The organism is Shewanella cyperi, from assembly GCF_017354985.1.
Lineage (GTDB): Bacteria > Pseudomonadota > Gammaproteobacteria > Enterobacterales > Shewanellaceae > Shewanella > Shewanella cyperi.
On sequence record NZ_CP071501.1, the window covers coordinates 3741278 to 3760562 of the forward strand.

Annotated in this window: 7 protein-coding genes and 2 tRNA genes; 7 read left to right on the top strand and 2 right to left on the bottom strand. The window is 56.7% G+C overall.

Translation table 11 applies throughout. The annotated features are described in order from the left end of the window. Positions 1–248 precede the first annotated feature (248 nt). From JYB84_RS16600 to JYB84_RS16630, 7 genes are all read left to right on the top strand, one after another. Positions 249–10586, top strand: a complete 10338-nt coding sequence (locus JYB84_RS16600; RefSeq protein WP_207321120.1) for a retention module-containing protein — start codon at positions 249–251, stop codon at positions 10584–10586. A gap of 91 nt (positions 10587–10677) precedes the next feature. Next, positions 10678–12855: a type I secretion system permease/ATPase gene (locus JYB84_RS16605; RefSeq protein WP_207321121.1), complete on the top strand. Its 2178-nt coding sequence runs from the start codon at positions 10678–10680 to the stop codon at positions 12853–12855. Next, on the top strand, positions 12852–14234 hold the full coding sequence (locus JYB84_RS16610) for an HlyD family type I secretion periplasmic adaptor subunit (RefSeq protein ID WP_207321122.1): 1383 nt from the start codon (positions 12852–12854) through the stop codon (positions 14232–14234). The genes JYB84_RS16605 and JYB84_RS16610 overlap by 4 nt, the downstream gene beginning before the upstream one ends. A 40-nt stretch (positions 14235–14274) precedes the next feature. Further along, positions 14275–15651, top strand: a complete 1377-nt coding sequence (locus JYB84_RS16615; protein WP_407696040.1) for a TolC family outer membrane protein — start codon at positions 14275–14277, stop codon at positions 15649–15651. Beyond that, entirely contained in the window at positions 15651–16256 is a 606-nt protein-coding gene (locus JYB84_RS16620) for an OmpA family protein (RefSeq protein WP_207321124.1), read from the top strand. Before JYB84_RS16615 ends, JYB84_RS16620 begins: the two co-directional genes overlap by 1 nt. A gap of 19 nt (positions 16257–16275) precedes the next feature. Further along, positions 16276–16983: a transglutaminase-like cysteine peptidase gene (locus tag JYB84_RS16625; RefSeq protein ID WP_207321125.1), complete on the top strand. Its 708-nt coding sequence runs from the start codon at positions 16276–16278 to the stop codon at positions 16981–16983. Between the two features lie 8 nt (positions 16984–16991). Then, on the top strand, positions 16992–18914 hold the full coding sequence (locus JYB84_RS16630; RefSeq protein WP_207321126.1) for a bifunctional diguanylate cyclase/phosphodiesterase: 1923 nt from the start codon (positions 16992–16994) through the stop codon (positions 18912–18914). 174 nt (positions 18915–19088) lie between these two features. Here the strand turns inward: JYB84_RS16630 and JYB84_RS16635 are convergent. Together JYB84_RS16635 and JYB84_RS16640 are read right to left on the bottom strand one after the other, a co-directional pair. Continuing rightward, positions 19089–19165 (bottom strand) — tRNA-Pro (locus JYB84_RS16635). Positions 19166–19198: 33 nt separating this feature from the next. Then, positions 19199–19275 (bottom strand) — tRNA-Pro (locus JYB84_RS16640). Between the last annotated feature and the right edge of the window lie 10 nt (positions 19276–19285).

A 19285-nucleotide genomic window follows, 5' to 3' on the forward strand; every position in this document is an offset into this window, starting at 1 on the left:
GTCCCTACCTTAAAAACCATGATAAAAACAGGAGTACATTCGTACTCCTGTTTTATTTTTCAACCAAAAAAGACATTTACCCTTACACTTCATTGACTTACAAAATCACATCATCCGTCAAATAATTGACTTAACTAAATAACTCAATTAACATTCGCTCTCATAAGTTTCACAAACACTATATTTGCAACATTTGCAGTACATAAAGTTGCTTTCGAATACGGACGTTTTTGCTGCAGGGGCTGGCTATGAAATCATTGATCACATCACAAAACAGTCAGGTAAAGAGCCTGGATGGAAAAGTATATATAGTCAGCAATGGACTTGAGCAAGAGCTCAGGCTTGGGGATGCATTGCCGCAAGGTAGTGAAATCCTGTTGGCAGACAATGCCAACCTGGAGCTGCAATTACAGGATGGCTCCAGCTTTAATAGCGGTGAGTTTTCAGCTCCCAATGAGTCCGTATCCGATGCCGAAATTCAACAGCTGCAGGACTTAATTGCTGCCGGTGACGACCCCACAGCCGATTTACCAGCCACTGCCGCGGGTGGTGCACCCGGAAATGAAGGTGATTCAGGCTTTGTCTCTTTGGTGCGCGATGGCGCGGAAGCCTTGGCCGGCGCTGGCTATGACACCCAAACAATACTGTTCAGCGCTGGTTCTACAGCAAATGGCGACAGCGAGAGCTTCAACCTGGTAGCCATAGCCAATAATGATATTCAACAGATTGCCGAGGATACCGTTGCCACTGGCAATGTGCTCGATAATGACAGTGACAACCTGGGGCAGGTGGAAGTCACCAGCTTCATAATTGATGGCGTTGAGTATGGTGCGGGCACCAGTGTCACTCTCACTTCAGGCACATTCACACTCAATGCCGACGGTTCCTACACCTTTACACCAGCCGAGAACTGGAACGGCGAAGTACCAGTTATAAGCTACAACACCAGTGTAGGCACCACCGCCACTCTGACCTTAGTTGTTACCCCAGTGGACGACCCGTCCATAGTGCAGAACGACACAGTAACGGTAGCCGAAGACACGGTGGCCAGCGGCAACGTGCTCGACAACGACAGCGATGTGGATGACGACCTGACCGTGGTCAGCTTCGAAGTGAATGGCAACAACTACAGCGCCGGTGACAGCGTCGAGCTCGACGGCGGCACCCTGGTGCTGAACGCCGATGGCTCTTACAGCTTCACCCCCAACGCAGACTGGAACGGCAACGTGCCGGTGGTGACCTACACCACCAACACCGGTGCCACCGCCACCCTGACGATCGTCGTGACCCCGGTGGACGATGCCACCAATGCGGTCAATGACTTCAACACCGTAGCCGAAGACACGGTGGCCAGCGGCAACGTGCTCGACAACGACAGCGACGTGGATGACGACCTGACCGTGGTCAGCTTCGAAGTGAACGGCAACAGCTACAGCGCCGGTGACAGCGTCGAGCTCGACGGCGGCACCCTGGTGCTCAATGCCGACGGCTCTTACAGCTTCACCCCCAACGCAGACTGGAACGGCAACGTGCCGGTGGTGACCTACACCACCAACACCGGTGCCACCGCCACCCTGACGATCGTCGTGACCCCGGTGGACGACGCCACCAATGCGGTCAATGATTTCAACACCGTAGCCGAAGACACGGTTGCCAGCGGCAACGTGCTCGACAACGACAGCGACGTCGATGACGACCTGACCGTGGTCAGCTTCGAAGTGAACGGCAACAGCTACAGCGCTGGTGACAGCGTCGAGCTCGACGGCGGCACCCTGGTGCTGAACGCCGACGGCTCTTACAGCTTCACTCCCAACGCAGACTGGAACGGCAACGTGCCGGTGGTGACCTACACCACCAACACCGGCGCCACCGCCACCCTGACCATAGTGGTCACGCCGGTGGATGACGCCACCAATGCGGTCAATGACTTCAACACCGTGGCGGAAGACACGGTGGCCAGCGGCAACGTGCTCGACAACGACAGCGACGTGGATAACGAACTGTCGGTGGTCAGCTTCGAAGTGGACGGCAACAGCTACAGCGCCGGTGACAGCGTCGAGCTCGATGGCGGCACCCTGGTGCTGAACGCCGACGGCTCTTACAGCTTCACTCCCAACGCAGACTGGAACGGCAACGTGCCGGTGGTGACCTACACCACCAACACCGGTGCCACCGCTACCCTGACGATCGTGGTTACCCCGGTGGACGATGCCACCAATGCGGTCAATGACTTCAACACCGTAGCCGAAGACACGGTGGCCAGCGGCAACGTGCTCGACAACGACAGCGATGTGGATGACGACCTGACCGTGGTCAGCTTCGAAGTGAACGGCAACAGCTACAGCGCCGGTGACAGCGTTGAACTCGACGGCGGCATCCTGGTGCTCAATGCCGACGGCTCTTACAGCTTCACCCCCAACGCAGATTGGAACGGTAACGTGCCGGTGGTGACCTACACCACCAACACCGGTGCCACCGCCACCCTGACGATCGTCGTGACCCCGGTGGACGATGCCACCAACGCGGTCAATGACTTCAACACCGTAGCCGAAGATACCGTCGCCAGCGGCAACGTGCTCGACAACGACAGCGACGTCGATGACGACCTGACCGTGGTCAGCTTTGAAGTGAACGGCAACAGCTACAGCGCCGGTGACAGCGTCGAGCTCGACGGCGGCACCCTGGTGCTGAACGCCGACGGCAGCTACAGCTTCACCCCCAACGCAGACTGGAACGGCAACGTGCCGGTGGTGACCTACACCACCAACACCGGTGCCACCGCCACCTTGACGATCGTCGTGACGCCGGTGGACGATGCCACCAACGCGGTCAATGACTTCAACACCGTAGCCGAAGACACGGTTGCCAGCGGCAACGTGCTCGACAACGACAGCGACGTGGATGACGACCTGACCGTGGTCAGCTTCGAAGTGAACGGCAACAGCTACAGCGCCGGTGACAGCGTCGAGCTCGACGGCGGCATCCTGGTGCTCAATGCCGACGGCAGCTACAGCTTCACCCCCAACGCAGACTGGAACGGCAACGTGCCGGTGGTGACCTACACCACCAACACCGGTGCCACCGCCACCCTGACGATCGTCGTGACGCCGGTGGACGATGCCACCAACGCGGTCAATGACTTCAACACCGTAGCCGAAGACACGGTGGCCAGCGGCAACGTGCTCGACAACGACAGCGACATCGACAGCGAACTGTCGGTGGTCAGCTTCACCATCGCCGGTGATGAGACCGTCTACAGCGCCGGTGACAGCGTCGAGCTCGATGGCGGCACCCTGGTGCTGAACGCCGACGGCAGCTACAGCTTCACCCCCAACGCAGACTGGAACGGCAACGTGCCGGTGGTGACCTACACCACCAACACCGGTGCCACCGCCACCTTGACGATCGTCGTGACGCCGGTGGACGATGCCACCAACGCGGTCAATGACTTCAACACCGTAGCCGAAGACACGGTTGCCACTGGCAACGTGCTCGACAACGATAGCGACGTGGATAACGAACTGTCGGTGGTCAGCTTCGAAGTGGACGGCAACAGCTACAGCGCCGGTGACAGCGTTGAACTCGACGGCGGCACCCTGGTGCTCAATGCCGACGGCTCTTACAGCTTCACCCCCAACGCAGATTGGAACGGTAACGTGCCGGTGGTGACCTACACCACCAACACCGGTGCCACCGCCACCCTGACGATCGTCGTGACCCCGGTGGACGATGCCACCAACGCGGTCAATGACTTCAACACCGTAGCCGAAGATACCGTCGCCAGCGGCAACGTACTCGACAACGACAGCGACATCGACAACGATCTGTCCGTGACCAGTTTTGAAGTGGATGGCAACAGTTATGCGGCCGGCAGCAGCGTTGAACTCGACGGCGGCACCCTGGTGCTGAACGCCGACGGCTCTTACAGCTTCACCCCCAATGCCGACTGGAACGGCAACGTGCCGGTGGTGACTTACACCACCAACACCGGTGCCACCGCCACCCTGACGATCGTCGTGACCCCGGTGGACGATGCCACCAACGCGGTCAATGACTTCAACACCGTAGCCGAAGACACGGTGGCCAGCGGCAACGTGCTCGACAACGACAGCGACGTCGATGACGAACTGTCGGTGGTCAGCTTCGAAGTGAATGGCAACAGCTACAGCGCCGGTGACAGCGTCGAGCTCGACGGCGGCACCCTGGTGCTGAACGCCGACGGCTCTTACAGCTTCACCCCCAACGCAGACTGGAACGGCAACGTGCCGGTGGTGACCTACACCACCAACACCGGTGCCACCGCCACCCTGACGATCGTCGTGACCCCGGTGGATGACGCCACCAACGCGGTCAATGACTTCAACACCGTGGCTGAAGACACGGTGGCCAGCGGCAACGTGCTCGACAACGACAGCGATGTGGATGACGACCTGACCGTGGTCAGCTTCGAAGTGAATGGCAACAACTACAGCGCCGGTGACAGCGTCGAGCTCGACGGCGGCACCCTGGTGCTGAACGCCGATGGCTCTTACAGCTTCACCCCCAACGCAGACTGGAACGGCAACGTGCCGGTGGTGACCTACACCACCAACACCGGTGCCACCGCCACCCTGACGATCGTCGTGACCCCGGTGGACGATGCCACCAATGCGGTCAATGACTTCAACACCGTAGCCGAAGACACTGTGGCCAGCGGCAACGTGCTCGACAACGACAGCGACGTGGATGACGACCTGACCGTGGTCAGCTTCGAAGTGAACGGCAACAGCTACAGCGCCGGTGACAGCGTCGAGCTCGACGGCGGCACCCTGGTGCTCAATGCCGACGGCTCTTACAGCTTCACCCCCAACGCAGACTGGAACGGCAACGTGCCGGTGGTGACCTACACCACCAACACCGGTGCCACCGCCACCCTGACGATCGTCGTGACCCCGGTGGACGACGCCACCAATGCGGTCAATGATTTCAACACCGTAGCCGAAGACACGGTTGCCAGCGGCAACGTGCTCGACAACGACAGCGACGTGGATGACGACCTGTCGGTCGCCAGCTTCGAAGTGAATGGCAACAGCTACAGCGCCGGTGACAGCGTCGAGCTCGACGGCGGCACCCTGGTGCTGAACGCCGACGGCTCTTACAGCTTCACCCCCAACGCAGACTGGAACGGCAACGTGCCGGTGGTGACCTACACCACCAACACCGGCGCCACCGCCACCCTGACCATAGTGGTCACGCCGGTGGATGACGCCACCAATGCGGTCAATGACTTCAACACCGTGGCGGAAGACACGGTGGCCAGCGGCAACGTGCTCGACAACGACAGCGACGTCGATGACGAACTGTCTGTGGTCAGCTTCACCATCGCCGGTGATGAGACCGTCTACAGCGCCGGTGACAGCGTCGAGCTCGACGGCGGCACCCTGGTGCTGAACGCCGACGGCTCTTACAGCTTCACCCCCAACGCAGACTGGAACGGCAACGTGCCGGTGGTGACCTACACCACCAACACCGGTGCCACCGCCACCCTGACGATCGTCGTGACCCCGGTGGACGATGCCACCAATGCGGTCAATGACTTCAACACCGTAGCCGAAGACACGGTGGCCAGCGGCAACGTGCTCGACAACGACAGCGACGTCGATGACGACCTGACCGTGGTCAGCTTCGAAGTGAACGGCAACAGCTACAGCGCCGGTGACAGCGTCGAGCTCGACGGCGGCACCCTGGTGCTGAACGCCGACGGCAGCTACAGCTTCACCCCCAACGCAGACTGGAACGGCAACGTGCCGGTGGTGACCTACACCACCAACACCGGTGCCACCGCCACCCTGACGATCGTCGTGACCCCGGTGGACGATGCCACCAACGCGGTCAATGACTTCAACACCGTAGCCGAAGATACCGTCGCCAGCGGCAACGTGCTCGACAACGACAGCGACGTCGATGACGACCTGACCGTGGTCAGCTTTGAAGTGAACGGCAACAGCTACAGCGCCGGTGACAGCGTCGAGCTCGACGGCGGCACCCTGGTGCTGAACGCCGACGGCTCTTACAGCTTCACTCCCAACGCAGACTGGAACGGCAACGTGCCGGTGGTGACCTACACCACCAACACCGGTGCCACCGCCACCCTGACCATCGTCGTGACTCCGGTGGACGATGCCACCAACGCGGTCAATGACTTCAACACCGTAGCCGAAGACACGGTTGCCAGCGGCAACGTGCTCGACAACGACAGCGACGTGGATGACGACCTGACCGTGGTCAGCTTCGAAGTGAACGGCAACAGCTACAGCGCCGGTGACAGCGTCGAGCTCGACGGCGGCACCCTGGTGCTGAACGCCGACGGCTCTTACAGCTTCACTCCCAACGCAGACTGGAACGGCAACGTGCCGGTGGTGACCTACACCACCAACACCGGTGCCACCGCCACCCTGACGATCGTCGTGACGCCGGTGGACGATGCCACCAACGCGGTCAATGACTTCAACACCGTAGCCGAAGACACGGTGGCCAGCGGCAACGTGCTCGACAACGACAGCGACATCGACAGCGAACTGTCGGTGGTCAGCTTCACCATCGCCGGTGATGAGACCGTCTACAGCGCCGGTGACAGCGTCGAGCTCGATGGCGGCACCCTGGTGCTGAACGCCGACGGCAGCTACAGCTTCACCCCCAACGCAGACTGGAACGGCAACGTGCCGGTGGTGACCTACACCACCAACACCGGTGCCACCGCCACCTTGACGATCGTCGTGACGCCGGTGGACGATGCCACCAACGCGGTCAATGACTTCAACACCGTAGCCGAAGATACCGTCGCCAGCGGCAACGTGCTCGACAACGACAGCGACGTCGATGACGACCTGACCGTGGTCAGCTTTGAAGTGAACGGCAACAGCTACAGCGCCGGTGACAGCGTCGAGCTCGACGGCGGCACCCTGGTGCTCAACGCCGACGGCTCTTACAGCTTCACTCCCAACGCAGACTGGAACGGCAACGTGCCGGTGGTGACCTACACCACCAACACCGGTGCCACCGCCACCCTGACGATCGTCGTGACGCCGGTGGACGATGCCACCAACGCGGTCAATGACTTCAACACCGTAGCCGAAGACACGGTGGCCAGCGGCAACGTGCTCGACAACGACAGCGATGTGGATGACGACCTGACCGTGGTCAGCTTCGAAGTGAACGGCAACAGCTACAGCGCCGGTGACAGCGTTGAACTCGACGGCGGCACCCTGGTGCTCAATGCCGACGGCTCTTACAGCTTCACCCCCAACGCAGATTGGAACGGTAACGTGCCGGTGGTGACCTACACCACCAACACCGGTGCCACCGCCACCCTGACGATCGTCGTGACCCCGGTGGACGATGCCACCAACGCGGTCAATGACTTCAACACCGTAGCCGAAGATACCGTCGCCAGCGGCAACGTGCTCGACAACGACAGCGACGTCGATGACGACCTGACCGTGGTCAGCTTTGAAGTGAACGGCAACAGCTACAGCGCCGGTGACAGCGTCGAGCTCGACGGCGGCACCCTGGTGCTGAACGCCGACGGCTCTTACAGCTTCACTCCCAACGCAGACTGGAACGGCAACGTGCCGGTGGTGACCTACACCACCAACACCGGTGCCACCGCCACCCTGACCATCGTCGTGACTCCGGTGGACGATGCCACCAACGCGGTCAATGACTTCAACACCGTAGCCGAAGACACGGTTGCCAGCGGCAACGTGCTCGACAACGACAGCGACGTGGATGACGACCTGACCGTGGTCAGCTTCGAAGTGAACGGCAACAGCTACAGCGCCGGTGACAGCGTCGAGCTCGACGGCGGCACCCTGGTGCTGAACGCCGACGGCTCTTACAGCTTCACTCCCAACGCAGACTGGAACGGCAACGTGCCGGTGGTGACCTACACCACCAACACCGGTGCCACCGCCACCCTGACGATCGTCGTGACGCCGGTGGACGATGCCACCAACGCGGTCAATGACTTCAACACCGTAGCCGAAGACACGGTGGCCAGCGGCAACGTGCTCGACAACGACAGCGACATCGACAGCGAACTGTCGGTGGTCAGCTTCACCATCGCCGGTGATGAGACCGTCTACAGCGCCGGTGACAGCGTCGAGCTCGACGGCGGCACCCTGGTGCTGAACGCCGACGGCAGCTACAGCTTCACCCCCAACGCAGACTGGAACGGCAACGTGCCGGTGGTGACCTACACCACCAACACCGGTGCCACCGCCACCCTGACCATCGTGGTCACCCCGGTGGACGATGCCACCAATGCGGTCAATGACTTCAACACCGTAGCCGAAGACACGGTGGCCAGCGGCAACGTGCTCGACAACGACAGCGACGTGGATGACGACCTGTCGGTGGTCAGCTTCGAAGTGAACGGCAACAGCTACAGCGCCGGTGACAGCGTTGAACTCGACGGCGGCACCCTGGTGCTCAATGCCGACGGCTCTTACAGCTTTACTCCCAATGCCGACTGGAACGGCAACGTGCCGGTGGTGACCTACACCACCAACACCGGTGCCACCGCTACCCTGACGATCGTGGTTACCCCTGAAAATGATGAGCCAGTGGCACTGGCAAACAGCTACTCTGTGGATGAAGGCGACACAGTGTCAGGCAATATCATCACAGATGACACAGGTGCAGGTGTTGACAGCGACCCAGAGGGTGACGAACTCAACATCACCCATATCAATGGAGAACTTCTCAACTTCGTCAATGGTGTAGCAACAGTAGCCATTTCAGGCGGCACACTGACCATTAATCAAGACGGCAGTTTCAGCTACAGCCATGACGGTAGTGAGCCAGTCCCCATTAGCTTTACCTACACAGTTTCCGATGGTAACGGCGGTACAGATACGGCCACAGTTTCAATCACTGTCAATCCGGTAGACGATATCGCGATCGCCAATGACGACAGTTTCTCGGTAATGGAAGACCAGACTTCTGACGCCTTGGATCTGCTGGGTAACGATATTGGTGAAGGGTTAATAATCAAGTCTATCAACGGAGTCCTGCTGACGGGCGGGGAGCAATTCATTGCTGTCGATCACGGCACCATATTCATCAGTGCTGAGGGCGAAATCACCTTCACTCCAACTGCGAATTACAGCGGTCCAGTGACCTTTGATTACGTTATCGAAGATCTCGACGGCGGCGAGGCAACTGCTACCGTCACGGGCACAGTGATCCCTGTTGCGGATATTGCCGGACAAGAGTTTGGCGTCACATTGGGCGATGTCACTGAAATACTGATCAATTTTGATTCAGGCTATACCACCTACAAAGGTACCGGCTCACACAGCAATGATATTGTCAAAATCGTCTATGAGGACGGCACCACAATTACCACCAGGGAAGGTGAGTCCCTGAGTGTCAGCAACGGGCAAGGTATTGGTGTTGGCCGCGGTGGCGATTTCCGGATAGATGGCGACGATTACATGAACATCGATTTGCCAAGCTATCTGACAGACATTGCTCTGACCTTCAAGAATGCTTCAGGTCAAACTATCACCTTTACCATGCACAATATTGATGGCACCACAACAGTGCAGAGCTACACCTTCTCTGGTAATCAAAACAGCCAGGAAACCATGGTGCTGCACAGTGAAGTGGCCTTCAATTCATTCAGCTTTGAATTGTCCGGCAGTTCAAATGGTGGCAACGGTTCCACACTGCTGAGCATGACCACGTCAGGCGTTACCCAGACTGCTTATGTCTACCCCATCACAGCATCCTATGAATTTACGGATCTGGACGGCAGCGAGAGCATTCAAAGTATCACTTTGTCAGGCTTCCCCGCCGGCGCCAAGATTTACTCGGCGCAAGATGCCAGCCTGGAAATTCATGACAATGGTGATGGCACCTGGACCATTGACAGCAGTGTCTTTACCGATAATGGTGGCGTGTTCACCTTTGACGATTGGGTCGTACAGACCCAATCACCACTGGAAAATGGCTTCAGCCCAAGACTGGAAATCGTTATCCAGGACGGAGCTGACACCTCCATTTCCATTCGTGGCGGCTCTGCCAGCTCGGATCTGATTGGTGGCGATGGCAACGATTACCTGGATGGTGAGTCCGGCGATGACATGTTAATTGGCGGTCAAGGTGACGACACCCTGATAGGTGGCCTCGGTGCTGACACCTTCGTTTGGCAAGCCGGTGATACTGGTACCGATCATATCGTCGACTTCGACATCAGTCAGGACAAACTGGATCTGAGCGATCTGCTCCAGGGTGAAGATCAATACAGCCTGGAAGGCTTCCTGAGCTTCACCATAGAGAATGGCTCCACTACCATAGAGATAGATGCAGACAAGGATGGCCAAGTCGACCAACGCATTGTGCTCGACGGTGTGGACCTGGCAGCAGAATATGGTGTTGAGGCAACAAACGAGACAGGCATCATTAATGGTTTGCTCGGCGACGGCAACGGCCCACTCATCATAGATACCACCTCTGACAGCCCCGGTATCCAATCTGTGAGCAGCGGTTCTTCAACGCTGGATGAGCAAAGCCATAACTTCAGCGGTCACTACATACCTTAACAAGTGAATCCCAAGGTGAGCGGTAGCAATATCGCTCACCTTGGTTGATACTTAGCGTAACGCATTAAAAATACAAAGGTAACAACCCAAGGTGTCTCTCACTGCCTCTGAAAAGCAGGAGCAATGGACTATCTCTGCCTCCACTCGGGTCACAGTTGATCCCTTACTCGATAGTCTCGTACTCCTGACTGAATATTTTGGAAGCCCCTGTTCCAGCGACTCGCTGGCGGCCGGCTTGCCCATTAGCGGCGCCCTGTTGACGCCTGACTTACTCCCCCAGGCAGCAGCCAGGGCGGGCTTGACTGCGCGTCTGACTCGCAAGGGGTTGGATCAGGTGTCAGCGATCATGCTGCCCTGCATCCTGCTGCTGAAAGACAAGAAAGCCTGTTTGCTGCGCAAATTGGATCATGAAAATGACACTGCCGTGATTCAGCTTCCTGAAACCGGTGGCGAAGAAACCCTGTCCATCGAGGCATTGGAAGCCCTGTATGTGGGTTACCTGTTTCTGGTCAAGCAGCAGTACCGTGGTGACATGGGATTCGACGTCTATCGTCACGACCACAAACATCATTGGTTATTGCAGACCCTGAAGGATGCCACCCCCATCTACCGGGATGTGTTGATCGCCTCCATCCTGGTTAACCTGTTCGCCCTGGTGTCACCGCTGTTCATCATGAACGTCTACGACAAGGTGGTGCCTAACCTGGCTTTCGAATCTCTCTGGGTGTTGGCTATCGGAGCCTCGATAGCCTATATATTTGACTTAATCATGCGGCAACTCAGGAGCTACCTGATTGACGTGGCAGGGAAAAAAGTCGACATCATAGTCTCATCCAGGCTGTTTGCCAAAGCCATTGGTATACCGCTGGCCAAGCGCTCTCCCAGCGTCGGTGGCATGGCCAAACAGCTGGGTGAATTCGACAGCATAAGAGACATTCTTACTTCGGCTACCATCACCACCCTGGTGGATCTGCCCTTTGCGCTATTTTTCCTGTTAATCATTTACATAGTATCGGGTGATCTGGCCTTGGTGCCTCTGTTTGGCGGTTTGATCATCATAGGTTACACCCTGTATGTGCAGCCCAAACTCAAGGCCGCCATTGAAGAAAGCAACAAATTCTCCAGCCTCAAACACGGCCACCTGATCGAAAGTTTGGCGGCACTGGAATCCATCAAGGCCTACGGTGCCGAGGGTTTGGTGCAGAAATCCTGGCAACAGATGATTGGCCATACAGCCACCTGGCAGCTTAAATCAAAAAAGTTAACCAATGCCGTGGCCAATACCGCCAACTTTATGGTGCAACTGACAGTGGTCAGCGTAGTGATCCTTGGGGTTTACCGGGTCGCAGAGAATGAGATCTCCATGGGTGGCATCATAGCCGCCGTCATGCTCTCCAGCCGTGCCATTTCACCCATGGCGCAACTGGCAAACTTGCTTACCCGCGGTAACCATACCGCCAGCGCCCTGCGTCAGCTGGACGGCATCATGACCCAGGAAGACGAATTCGAGAACAAGGGTCACTTGGTCAGTAAGCAAAGACTGCTCGGCAAGATAGAAGCCGACCATGTGGGCTTTAATTACCCCGGCTCCGAAAAACCTGTGCTGCACCCTTGCAGCATCAGCATACAGCCCGGCGAGCGGGTGGCCATCATTGGCCGAAACGGCAGTGGCAAAAGTACCCTGGCCAAGCTGCTGGTTGGATTGTACCAGCCCACCAAGGGCAGCCTGCGCTACGACGGCCTGGACAGTGCCCAGATCCACCCCAGCGATCTGAGGCGCAATTTCGGTTACCTGCCCCAGGATGTGGTCCTGTTCCACGGCAGCATACGCGACAATATATTGTTCGGCACCCGCCAGGTGTCAGAACATCAGTTGATACGGGCAGTGCAATTGTCCGGGGTCAGCCTATTCACCAACCTCGAGTCAGAGGGGCTCGACCAGCAGGTGGGCGAAGGCGGTCAAGCCCTGTCACGGGGCCAGCGTCAGACCGTGGCTTTGGCCCGCGCGACACTTAACGACCCGCCGATCCTGTTGATGGATGAACCCACGGCCAGTTTAGATGCCCGAGCCGAGAAGCAATTTATCCGTGCCATGGAGAACGTCTCCAAGGACCGAACCCTGCTGCTCATCACCCACAAGATGCACCTGCTGAAACTGGTGGATCGCATCATAGTGCTGGAACGCGGCCATGTACTGGCCGATGGCCCCAAGGCCGAGGTGCTGGAAAAACTCAGCCTTGGTTTGCTGGCCGGAGGGCAGAAGCCATGAGCAAGCATCTGACAACCCAGGATCTGGAGATGGTGGATGACATCTATGGCGCCATGATGGCCGATGCTCCCACCAGCCACCGCCTGACCATCTGGGCTTTGGCAGCCTTTGCCTTCGTCTTTTTGCTGTGGGCCTACTTTGCGGAACTGGACCGGGTCACCACCGGCAGTGGCAAAGTAATCCCCTCGTCACAGGTGCAGGTCATACAGAGTCTCGACGGCGGCATACTGCAGGAACTCTTTGTTCGTGAAGGTAATATGGTCACCAAGGGCCAGCCTCTGGCCCGCATAGACGATACCCGTTTCCGCTCAGACTACGCCCAGCAGGAACAGGAAGTCTACAGCCTGCAAGCCACTGTGATTCGCCTCAAGGCCGAGCTGGACAGCATCCAGGTGTCCGACATGGCCAAAGACTGGCGCGAGCAGGTGCGGATCACCAAACATCCACTGACCTTCCCCGGCAACCTGATAGCCGACAAGCCTGAACTGGTAAACCGCCAGCAAGCAGATTACAACGGCCGTCTGTCAAACCTGGAAAACCAGCTGGAGATCCTCGCCCGTCAGATCCAGCAGCGACAACAGGAAGCCGAAGATCTGGCCTCCAAGATCACCACCCTAACCACCAGCTTCCAGTTGATCAGCCGAGAGCTGGAGCTGACCAAGCCGCTGGCGGAAAAAGGCATAGTGCCCGAGGTGGAACTGCTCAAGCTGCAAAGAACGGTCAACGATCTGCAGGGGGAACTCAAGTCACTGCGGGTTATGCAGCCCAAGGCCAAGGCCACCTTGGATGAAGCCATACTCAAGCGCCGCGAAGCCGTGTTTGTCTACGCCAGCGATGCCCGCACCCAGCTCAGCGAGCTACAAACCCGCTTGTCACGGATGAATGAAGCCCAGGTCGGTGCCCAGGACAAGGTCAGCAAGGCGGTGATCACCTCTCCGGTCAATGGCACGGTGAAAACCGTCCACATTAACACCCTGGGCGGTGTGGTGCAGCCCGGGGTGGACATTATTGAGATAGTGCCATCGGAAGACAAGCTGCTGATTGAAGCCCGCATCAGCCCCAAGGATATTGCCTTCCTGCATCCGGGCTTGCCGGCCGTGGTGAAGGTTACGGCCTACGATTTTACCCGTTATGGTGGTTTAAATGGGACGGTGGAGCACATCAGTGCCGATACTACCCAGGATGAGGAGGGCAATAGCTTCTACCTCATCAGAGTTCGGACCGAAGAGTCCAATTTAGTTAAAGAGGATGGCACACAGATGCCAATTATCCCTGGGATGCTGACTTCGGTCGATGTGATCACAGGGCAAAGATCTATTCTTGAGTACATATTAAATCCAATACTTAGAGCCAGAGAGAACGCGCTCAGGGAGCGCTAGGCACAGTAAACCGGGAGGGTTTCAAATGAACGATAAACTTATGCTGCAGCTCAGGCGCAGTGCCTTGGCACTGGCGGTTGGCGCATTGATGCTGCCGGCCACAGCTTCCAGTCATACCCTGGAGCAGGCCGTTGCCCATACGCTGGATACCCATCCTCAGCTGAGGGTGGCATTCAATCGCTTCAAGGCCAGGGAAGAACAAGTCAACCAGGCCATTGCCGGCTACATGCCGACCATAGACATCACAGGTGGCTATGGTTACGAGAATACCGATAGTCCAGCCACCCGTCGCCGTGGCAAAGATGAGGTCGAGTTGGACCGTGGCGAATTTGGCATCAGCATCAAACAAATGTTGTTCGATGGCTTCTACACCAGCAGCGAAATTGATCGTTTCAGCTTCGAAGCCAGTGCCGATCAGTGGGCTCTTTTCTCTGCCGCCGAAGACATGGCGCTGGACGTATCCAAGGTCTATGTCAATTACCTGCGTACCGAACAGGTATTGCAACTGGCTGAAAAGAACCTCAAAACACACCAAGACATTTACGATCAAATCAAACAGCGTACCGATTCTGGCCTGGGCTCAATTGCCGACTTGTCGCAAATCACCGGCCGTCTGGCCCGCGCCAACGCCAATGTGATGGCTGCCCGCAATAATTTCTACGACGCCAAGGCCCAATACCTGAGAGTGGTGGAAATGGAGCCGGACGATATGATTATCCCGGTACCCGATGCCGACATGCTGCCGGCTGATCTCCCAAGCACAGTGACATTGGCTCAGGAAAATCATCCGATACTCAAGTCTGCCGCAGCCGACATCAATGCCGCCGAACATGAGCGTTCATCAGCCCAAGCCAACTACTATCCCAAGGTTACCCTGGAGTTGGACGGCAACTGGAATAACGATCTCGACGGTGAAGACGGCAAGAGCATCATCCCCAGCCAGAACGTTAACGGCTACAGCAATGACCTGCTGGCCATGGTGAGGGTTCGCTACAACCTGTTCGCCGGTGGCAAGGATTTGGCCCGCGAGAAAGAAGCGGCCTACAAGATCAGCGAAGCCAAGGAAATCCGTCAACGAGCCTACCGTGAGGTACTTGAAGGCGCCAATCTGGCCTGGAATGCCTTTGAAATGCTGGCACCACAGAAACAGTACATACGTGAGCACGTAGTGGCGGCCAAAGACACGCAAGTGGCTTACTCACAGCAATTCAACCTGGGCCAACGCACCTTGCTCGATTTGCTGGATACCGAGAATGAACTGTTCGAAGCACGCAAAGACTACCTGCAGGCTGAATTTGACGAAATCGTTGCCAAGTACCGGGTGCTCAATGCCACCGGCCGTTTGCTCGACTCCCTGAGGGTCACTCGTCCGGAAACATGGAAAGGTGAGCGCAACTACGAAGGAGGAGTAAACTAATGAAAGCCTTATACTTATTGCTGGCAATGTCCATGCTCGGTGCCTGTTCCATGCGCGATACCGTCAACATGGATAACCCAACCAACCAGGTACATGACCTGAACGACATAGATCACGATGGTGTGATTGAAGCCCGGGAACGCTGCGCCGGCACAGTGCGCGGTGCATCCATAGACAACTACGGTTGCGGTAAGATCAAACCAATCAATGAACGCCGTGAGCTGAAAATTCTGTTCGCCAATGACTCCTTCTACCTGGATCCCCAGTACTATGGCCAGATAGAAGAGCTGGCGACCTTTATGCGTCAGTATCCCAATACCAAGGTGACCATTGAGGGACACTGCAGCCGTACCGGCTCCCATGAGCATAACCAGGAGCTGTCGCAAAACCGCGCCAATGCCGTGACCACTGTGCTGGCACAGCAGTTTGGCATTGCCGCCGATCGCCTGACCGCTATTGGTTACAGCTTTGACCGCCCCGTGGACCCATCGGACACCCCGCTGGCCCACACCCGCAATCGCCGGGTAATTGCTGAGCTGACGGGTGAAGATACAGCTGCCGATATGAAATGGACAATATATACTGTTGACGAACAAGTGAAATAACGTCCACTAAGCACAGAAGATGGCAGGCAGGCTACACACACAAAGTACTTTAAAGAGGGTCTGCCAACTGAGCATTGTGGCGTCGACCCTGCTTGGTAGCAGCCTGTTTGCCAGTTCTGTGTCTCAACTTGATGAAGCCCAAGTGGTCAGCACGCTCGAATCCCATTATGGCGAGCGTGCCGGCATGCGTGCCAGAGCCTGGTTCAATGTGGTGGCTTCGGCTCAAGGCCTGCCCGAGAAGGAACAGCTCGAAAAGATCAATGGTTTCTTCAATCTGTTCCGCTTCGTCGATGACATCAAACTTTGGGGTGACTCCAACTATTGGGCCACACCAATGGAATTTATCGGTGTCAATGGTGGCGATTGTGAGGACTTCTCCATCGCCAAGTACTTTACCCTGTTGCAGCTTGGTGTACCGGAAGACAAGATGCGCATTACCATGGTCAAGGCGACGACGGTAAACCAGTACCATATGGTGCTGGCCTATTACGAAACGCCCGGTTCGGTCCCCCTGGTATTGGATAACCTGGATCCTGCGATCAAACCTGCCACTGCGCGTAAAGATCTGCTGCCCGTATACAGCTTCAACGGTAAGCAGTTGTGGTTGAACAAAGAAAAAGGGCGAGGCGTTCTGGCGGGTTCATCGACCCGACTGGAAAAATGGAACGACCTCACCCACAGACTGGGACTTGACCGTCTGCGTCAACCCCGTATGAGACTGGAGTAGCTACTGACATGACACTGTTTCGACAGCTTTACTCGCTATTATTTGGCCTGTTCCTGCTGGTGATCTGCAGCCTTGGGTACGTTCAATTTACTGAAACTAAAAGTTTTTTGACCAAGCAAATGGAATCAGACCTCAACAACGTCAGCAATTCGCTGGGACTGTTGTTGGTACCGGCACTGGAGTCGGGCGATATGGCCACCGCAGAAACACTGATCAATGTGATCTTTGAAGGTGGCTACTATCAGCAAGTGAAACTGACCTGGTTGGTCGATGGCAAACAGCAGGAATGGAACAACGCCATCCGTATTCAGGATGTGCCGCAATGGTTTATCCAGCTCAACATCTTTGGAGCCATCAAAAAAGAAAGCACCATTACCTCGGGTTGGCTGCAGCTGGCACACCTGGAAATCACCGCCCATCCCGGCTTTGGCTACCACGAACTGTGGCGAATTTTAACCAACACCGTGATGGTCTTTTCTGCCCTGTTTTTGATTGCCATCTTCACCGCCAGGTTCGGCCTTGGCTGGATACTTAGACCCCTGCATGAATTGTCTGAGCACGCCAAGAGCGTGGCCAAACGTCAATTCGGGCCGGAACTGCCGCTGCCAAAAACCGAAGAGCTAAAGGAAGTGGTGCTGGCATTCAACAGCATGACGGCGCAACTGAAACAGATTTTCGCTTCTCTCGATGAAGAAGTGACCGCGCTGCGTAAAAAGAATCTGGTGGATCATGCCTCCGGCCTGCCCAACCGTCAGTACATGGTCGGCCGCCTGACCAGCTGGCTCAGCGAACCCAACAGCGGCGCCCTGTTCATGGCGCGCTTTGACTGGCTGGAAGAAGTGCACAGCAAATACGGCTACCAGGTGCGGGACGAAACCATACGCCTGCTGTCAGAAAAGCTCACAGAGCAACTCAATGAAATTGCGCCCTGCGTTATCGCCCGCATTGCCGCCTTTGAATTTGCCTTCCTGGTCACAGATGTTGAGCGCGAGCAGCTGAGTAAGTACCTGCAAACCCTGATCCGCACCGTCAATCAGGAAATCTCCAAGGCCGGCTGTAAACCCAATGAGCAATTCGCCATAGGTGTGGCCGAACGCATAGGTTCAATGAATGTGTCCGACATCCTGGCCCAGGCCGATAACGCGCTGCAAAAAGCGCTGAAAGAGGGCCAGGTGTTCCATTGGTTTGAATCCAACGAACAACAACTCTTTACCCGCGAACAATGGCGCGAAAAGCTCTCCAGCGCCATCAATGCCAAGCATTTCAAATTCCGCTGGCAACCCATTCAGCTCCATGACAATGCAGGGGTATTGCAGCGCGAGCTTTACTGTCAACTGGAGCTGGGTGACAAGCTGGTGCACGCGGGTCAGTTCATGCCTTATGTGGAGCTGCTGTCCATGGGTGCCACCCTCGACCGCTGCCTGATCCAAACGGTACACGATGCCCAACTACTGGAGCGCAACCTGGAGCCTGTGGCCATCAACCTGACCCACCAGAGTCTGTCGGATCCCAAGTTCCACGAGTGGCTGCAGCAGTTCCTGCGCGCCTCGCCGTTGGCGAATAGGATCTGCTTCGACATCCCCGAGTCGGGCATATACAGTTCCGCCGATGCCTGCCAAACCCTGTGCAACATCATCCGCGAGAATGGCGCTCATTTCGGTATTGACCACTTTGGTCGCCAGTTTGGTTCCATGTCTTACCTGCAGGATCTCAGACCCAGCTATGTGAAGCTGGACCAATCCTTTGCCTATTACGATGAAAACCAGCACAACAGCGAGCTGTGTCGTGCCCTGGTGAACGTCGCTCGGGGATTGGAGATCAAGGTCATAGTCACAGGTATCCAGGAACAGCAGCAGCTGAATCGCTTCCTGCCGCTGAAAACAACTGCTTTCCAAGGCTTTATCGCACCACCAATTCCGGTGGAACTCTGAATTCGGCCACTGTCGAAATACTGAAAAAGCGCCTAAGGGCGCTTTTTTATTGAGCGAAATTTACTGGTAAACACGCCATTGGCACGCATTCAGCCAATAGTTCAAGATGCAAAGACAACGGGAATACAAGAATACGGGAACAGATAAGGGAAACTGAAAAAGTGAAGCGGAAAGTGGTCGGTGATAGAGGATTCGAACCTCTGACCCTCTGGTCCCAAACCAGATGCGCTACCGGACTGCGCTAATCACCGAATCTGAATATCTTTGAAATAATAAGAGAGAAGTGGTCGGTGATAGAGGATTCGAACCTCTGACCCTCTGGTCCCAAACCAGATGCGCTACCGGACTGCGCTAATCACCGACGTAGATCT

Coding starts and splice junctions, on each gene's coding strand:
- JYB84_RS16600 (WP_207321120.1), top strand. CDS start 249: ATGAAATCATTGATCACATCACAAAACAGTCAGGTAAAGAGCCTGGAT.
- JYB84_RS16610 (WP_207321122.1), top strand. CDS start 12,852: ATGAGCAAGCATCTGACAACCCAGGATCTGGAGATGGTGGATGACATC.
- JYB84_RS16615 (WP_407696040.1), top strand. CDS start 14,275: ATGCTGCAGCTCAGGCGCAGTGCCTTGGCACTGGCGGTTGGCGCATTG.
- JYB84_RS16620 (WP_207321124.1), top strand. CDS start 15,651: ATGAAAGCCTTATACTTATTGCTGGCAATGTCCATGCTCGGTGCCTGT.
- JYB84_RS16625 (WP_207321125.1), top strand. CDS start 16,276: ATGGCAGGCAGGCTACACACACAAAGTACTTTAAAGAGGGTCTGCCAA.
- JYB84_RS16630 (WP_207321126.1), top strand. CDS start 16,992: ATGACACTGTTTCGACAGCTTTACTCGCTATTATTTGGCCTGTTCCTG.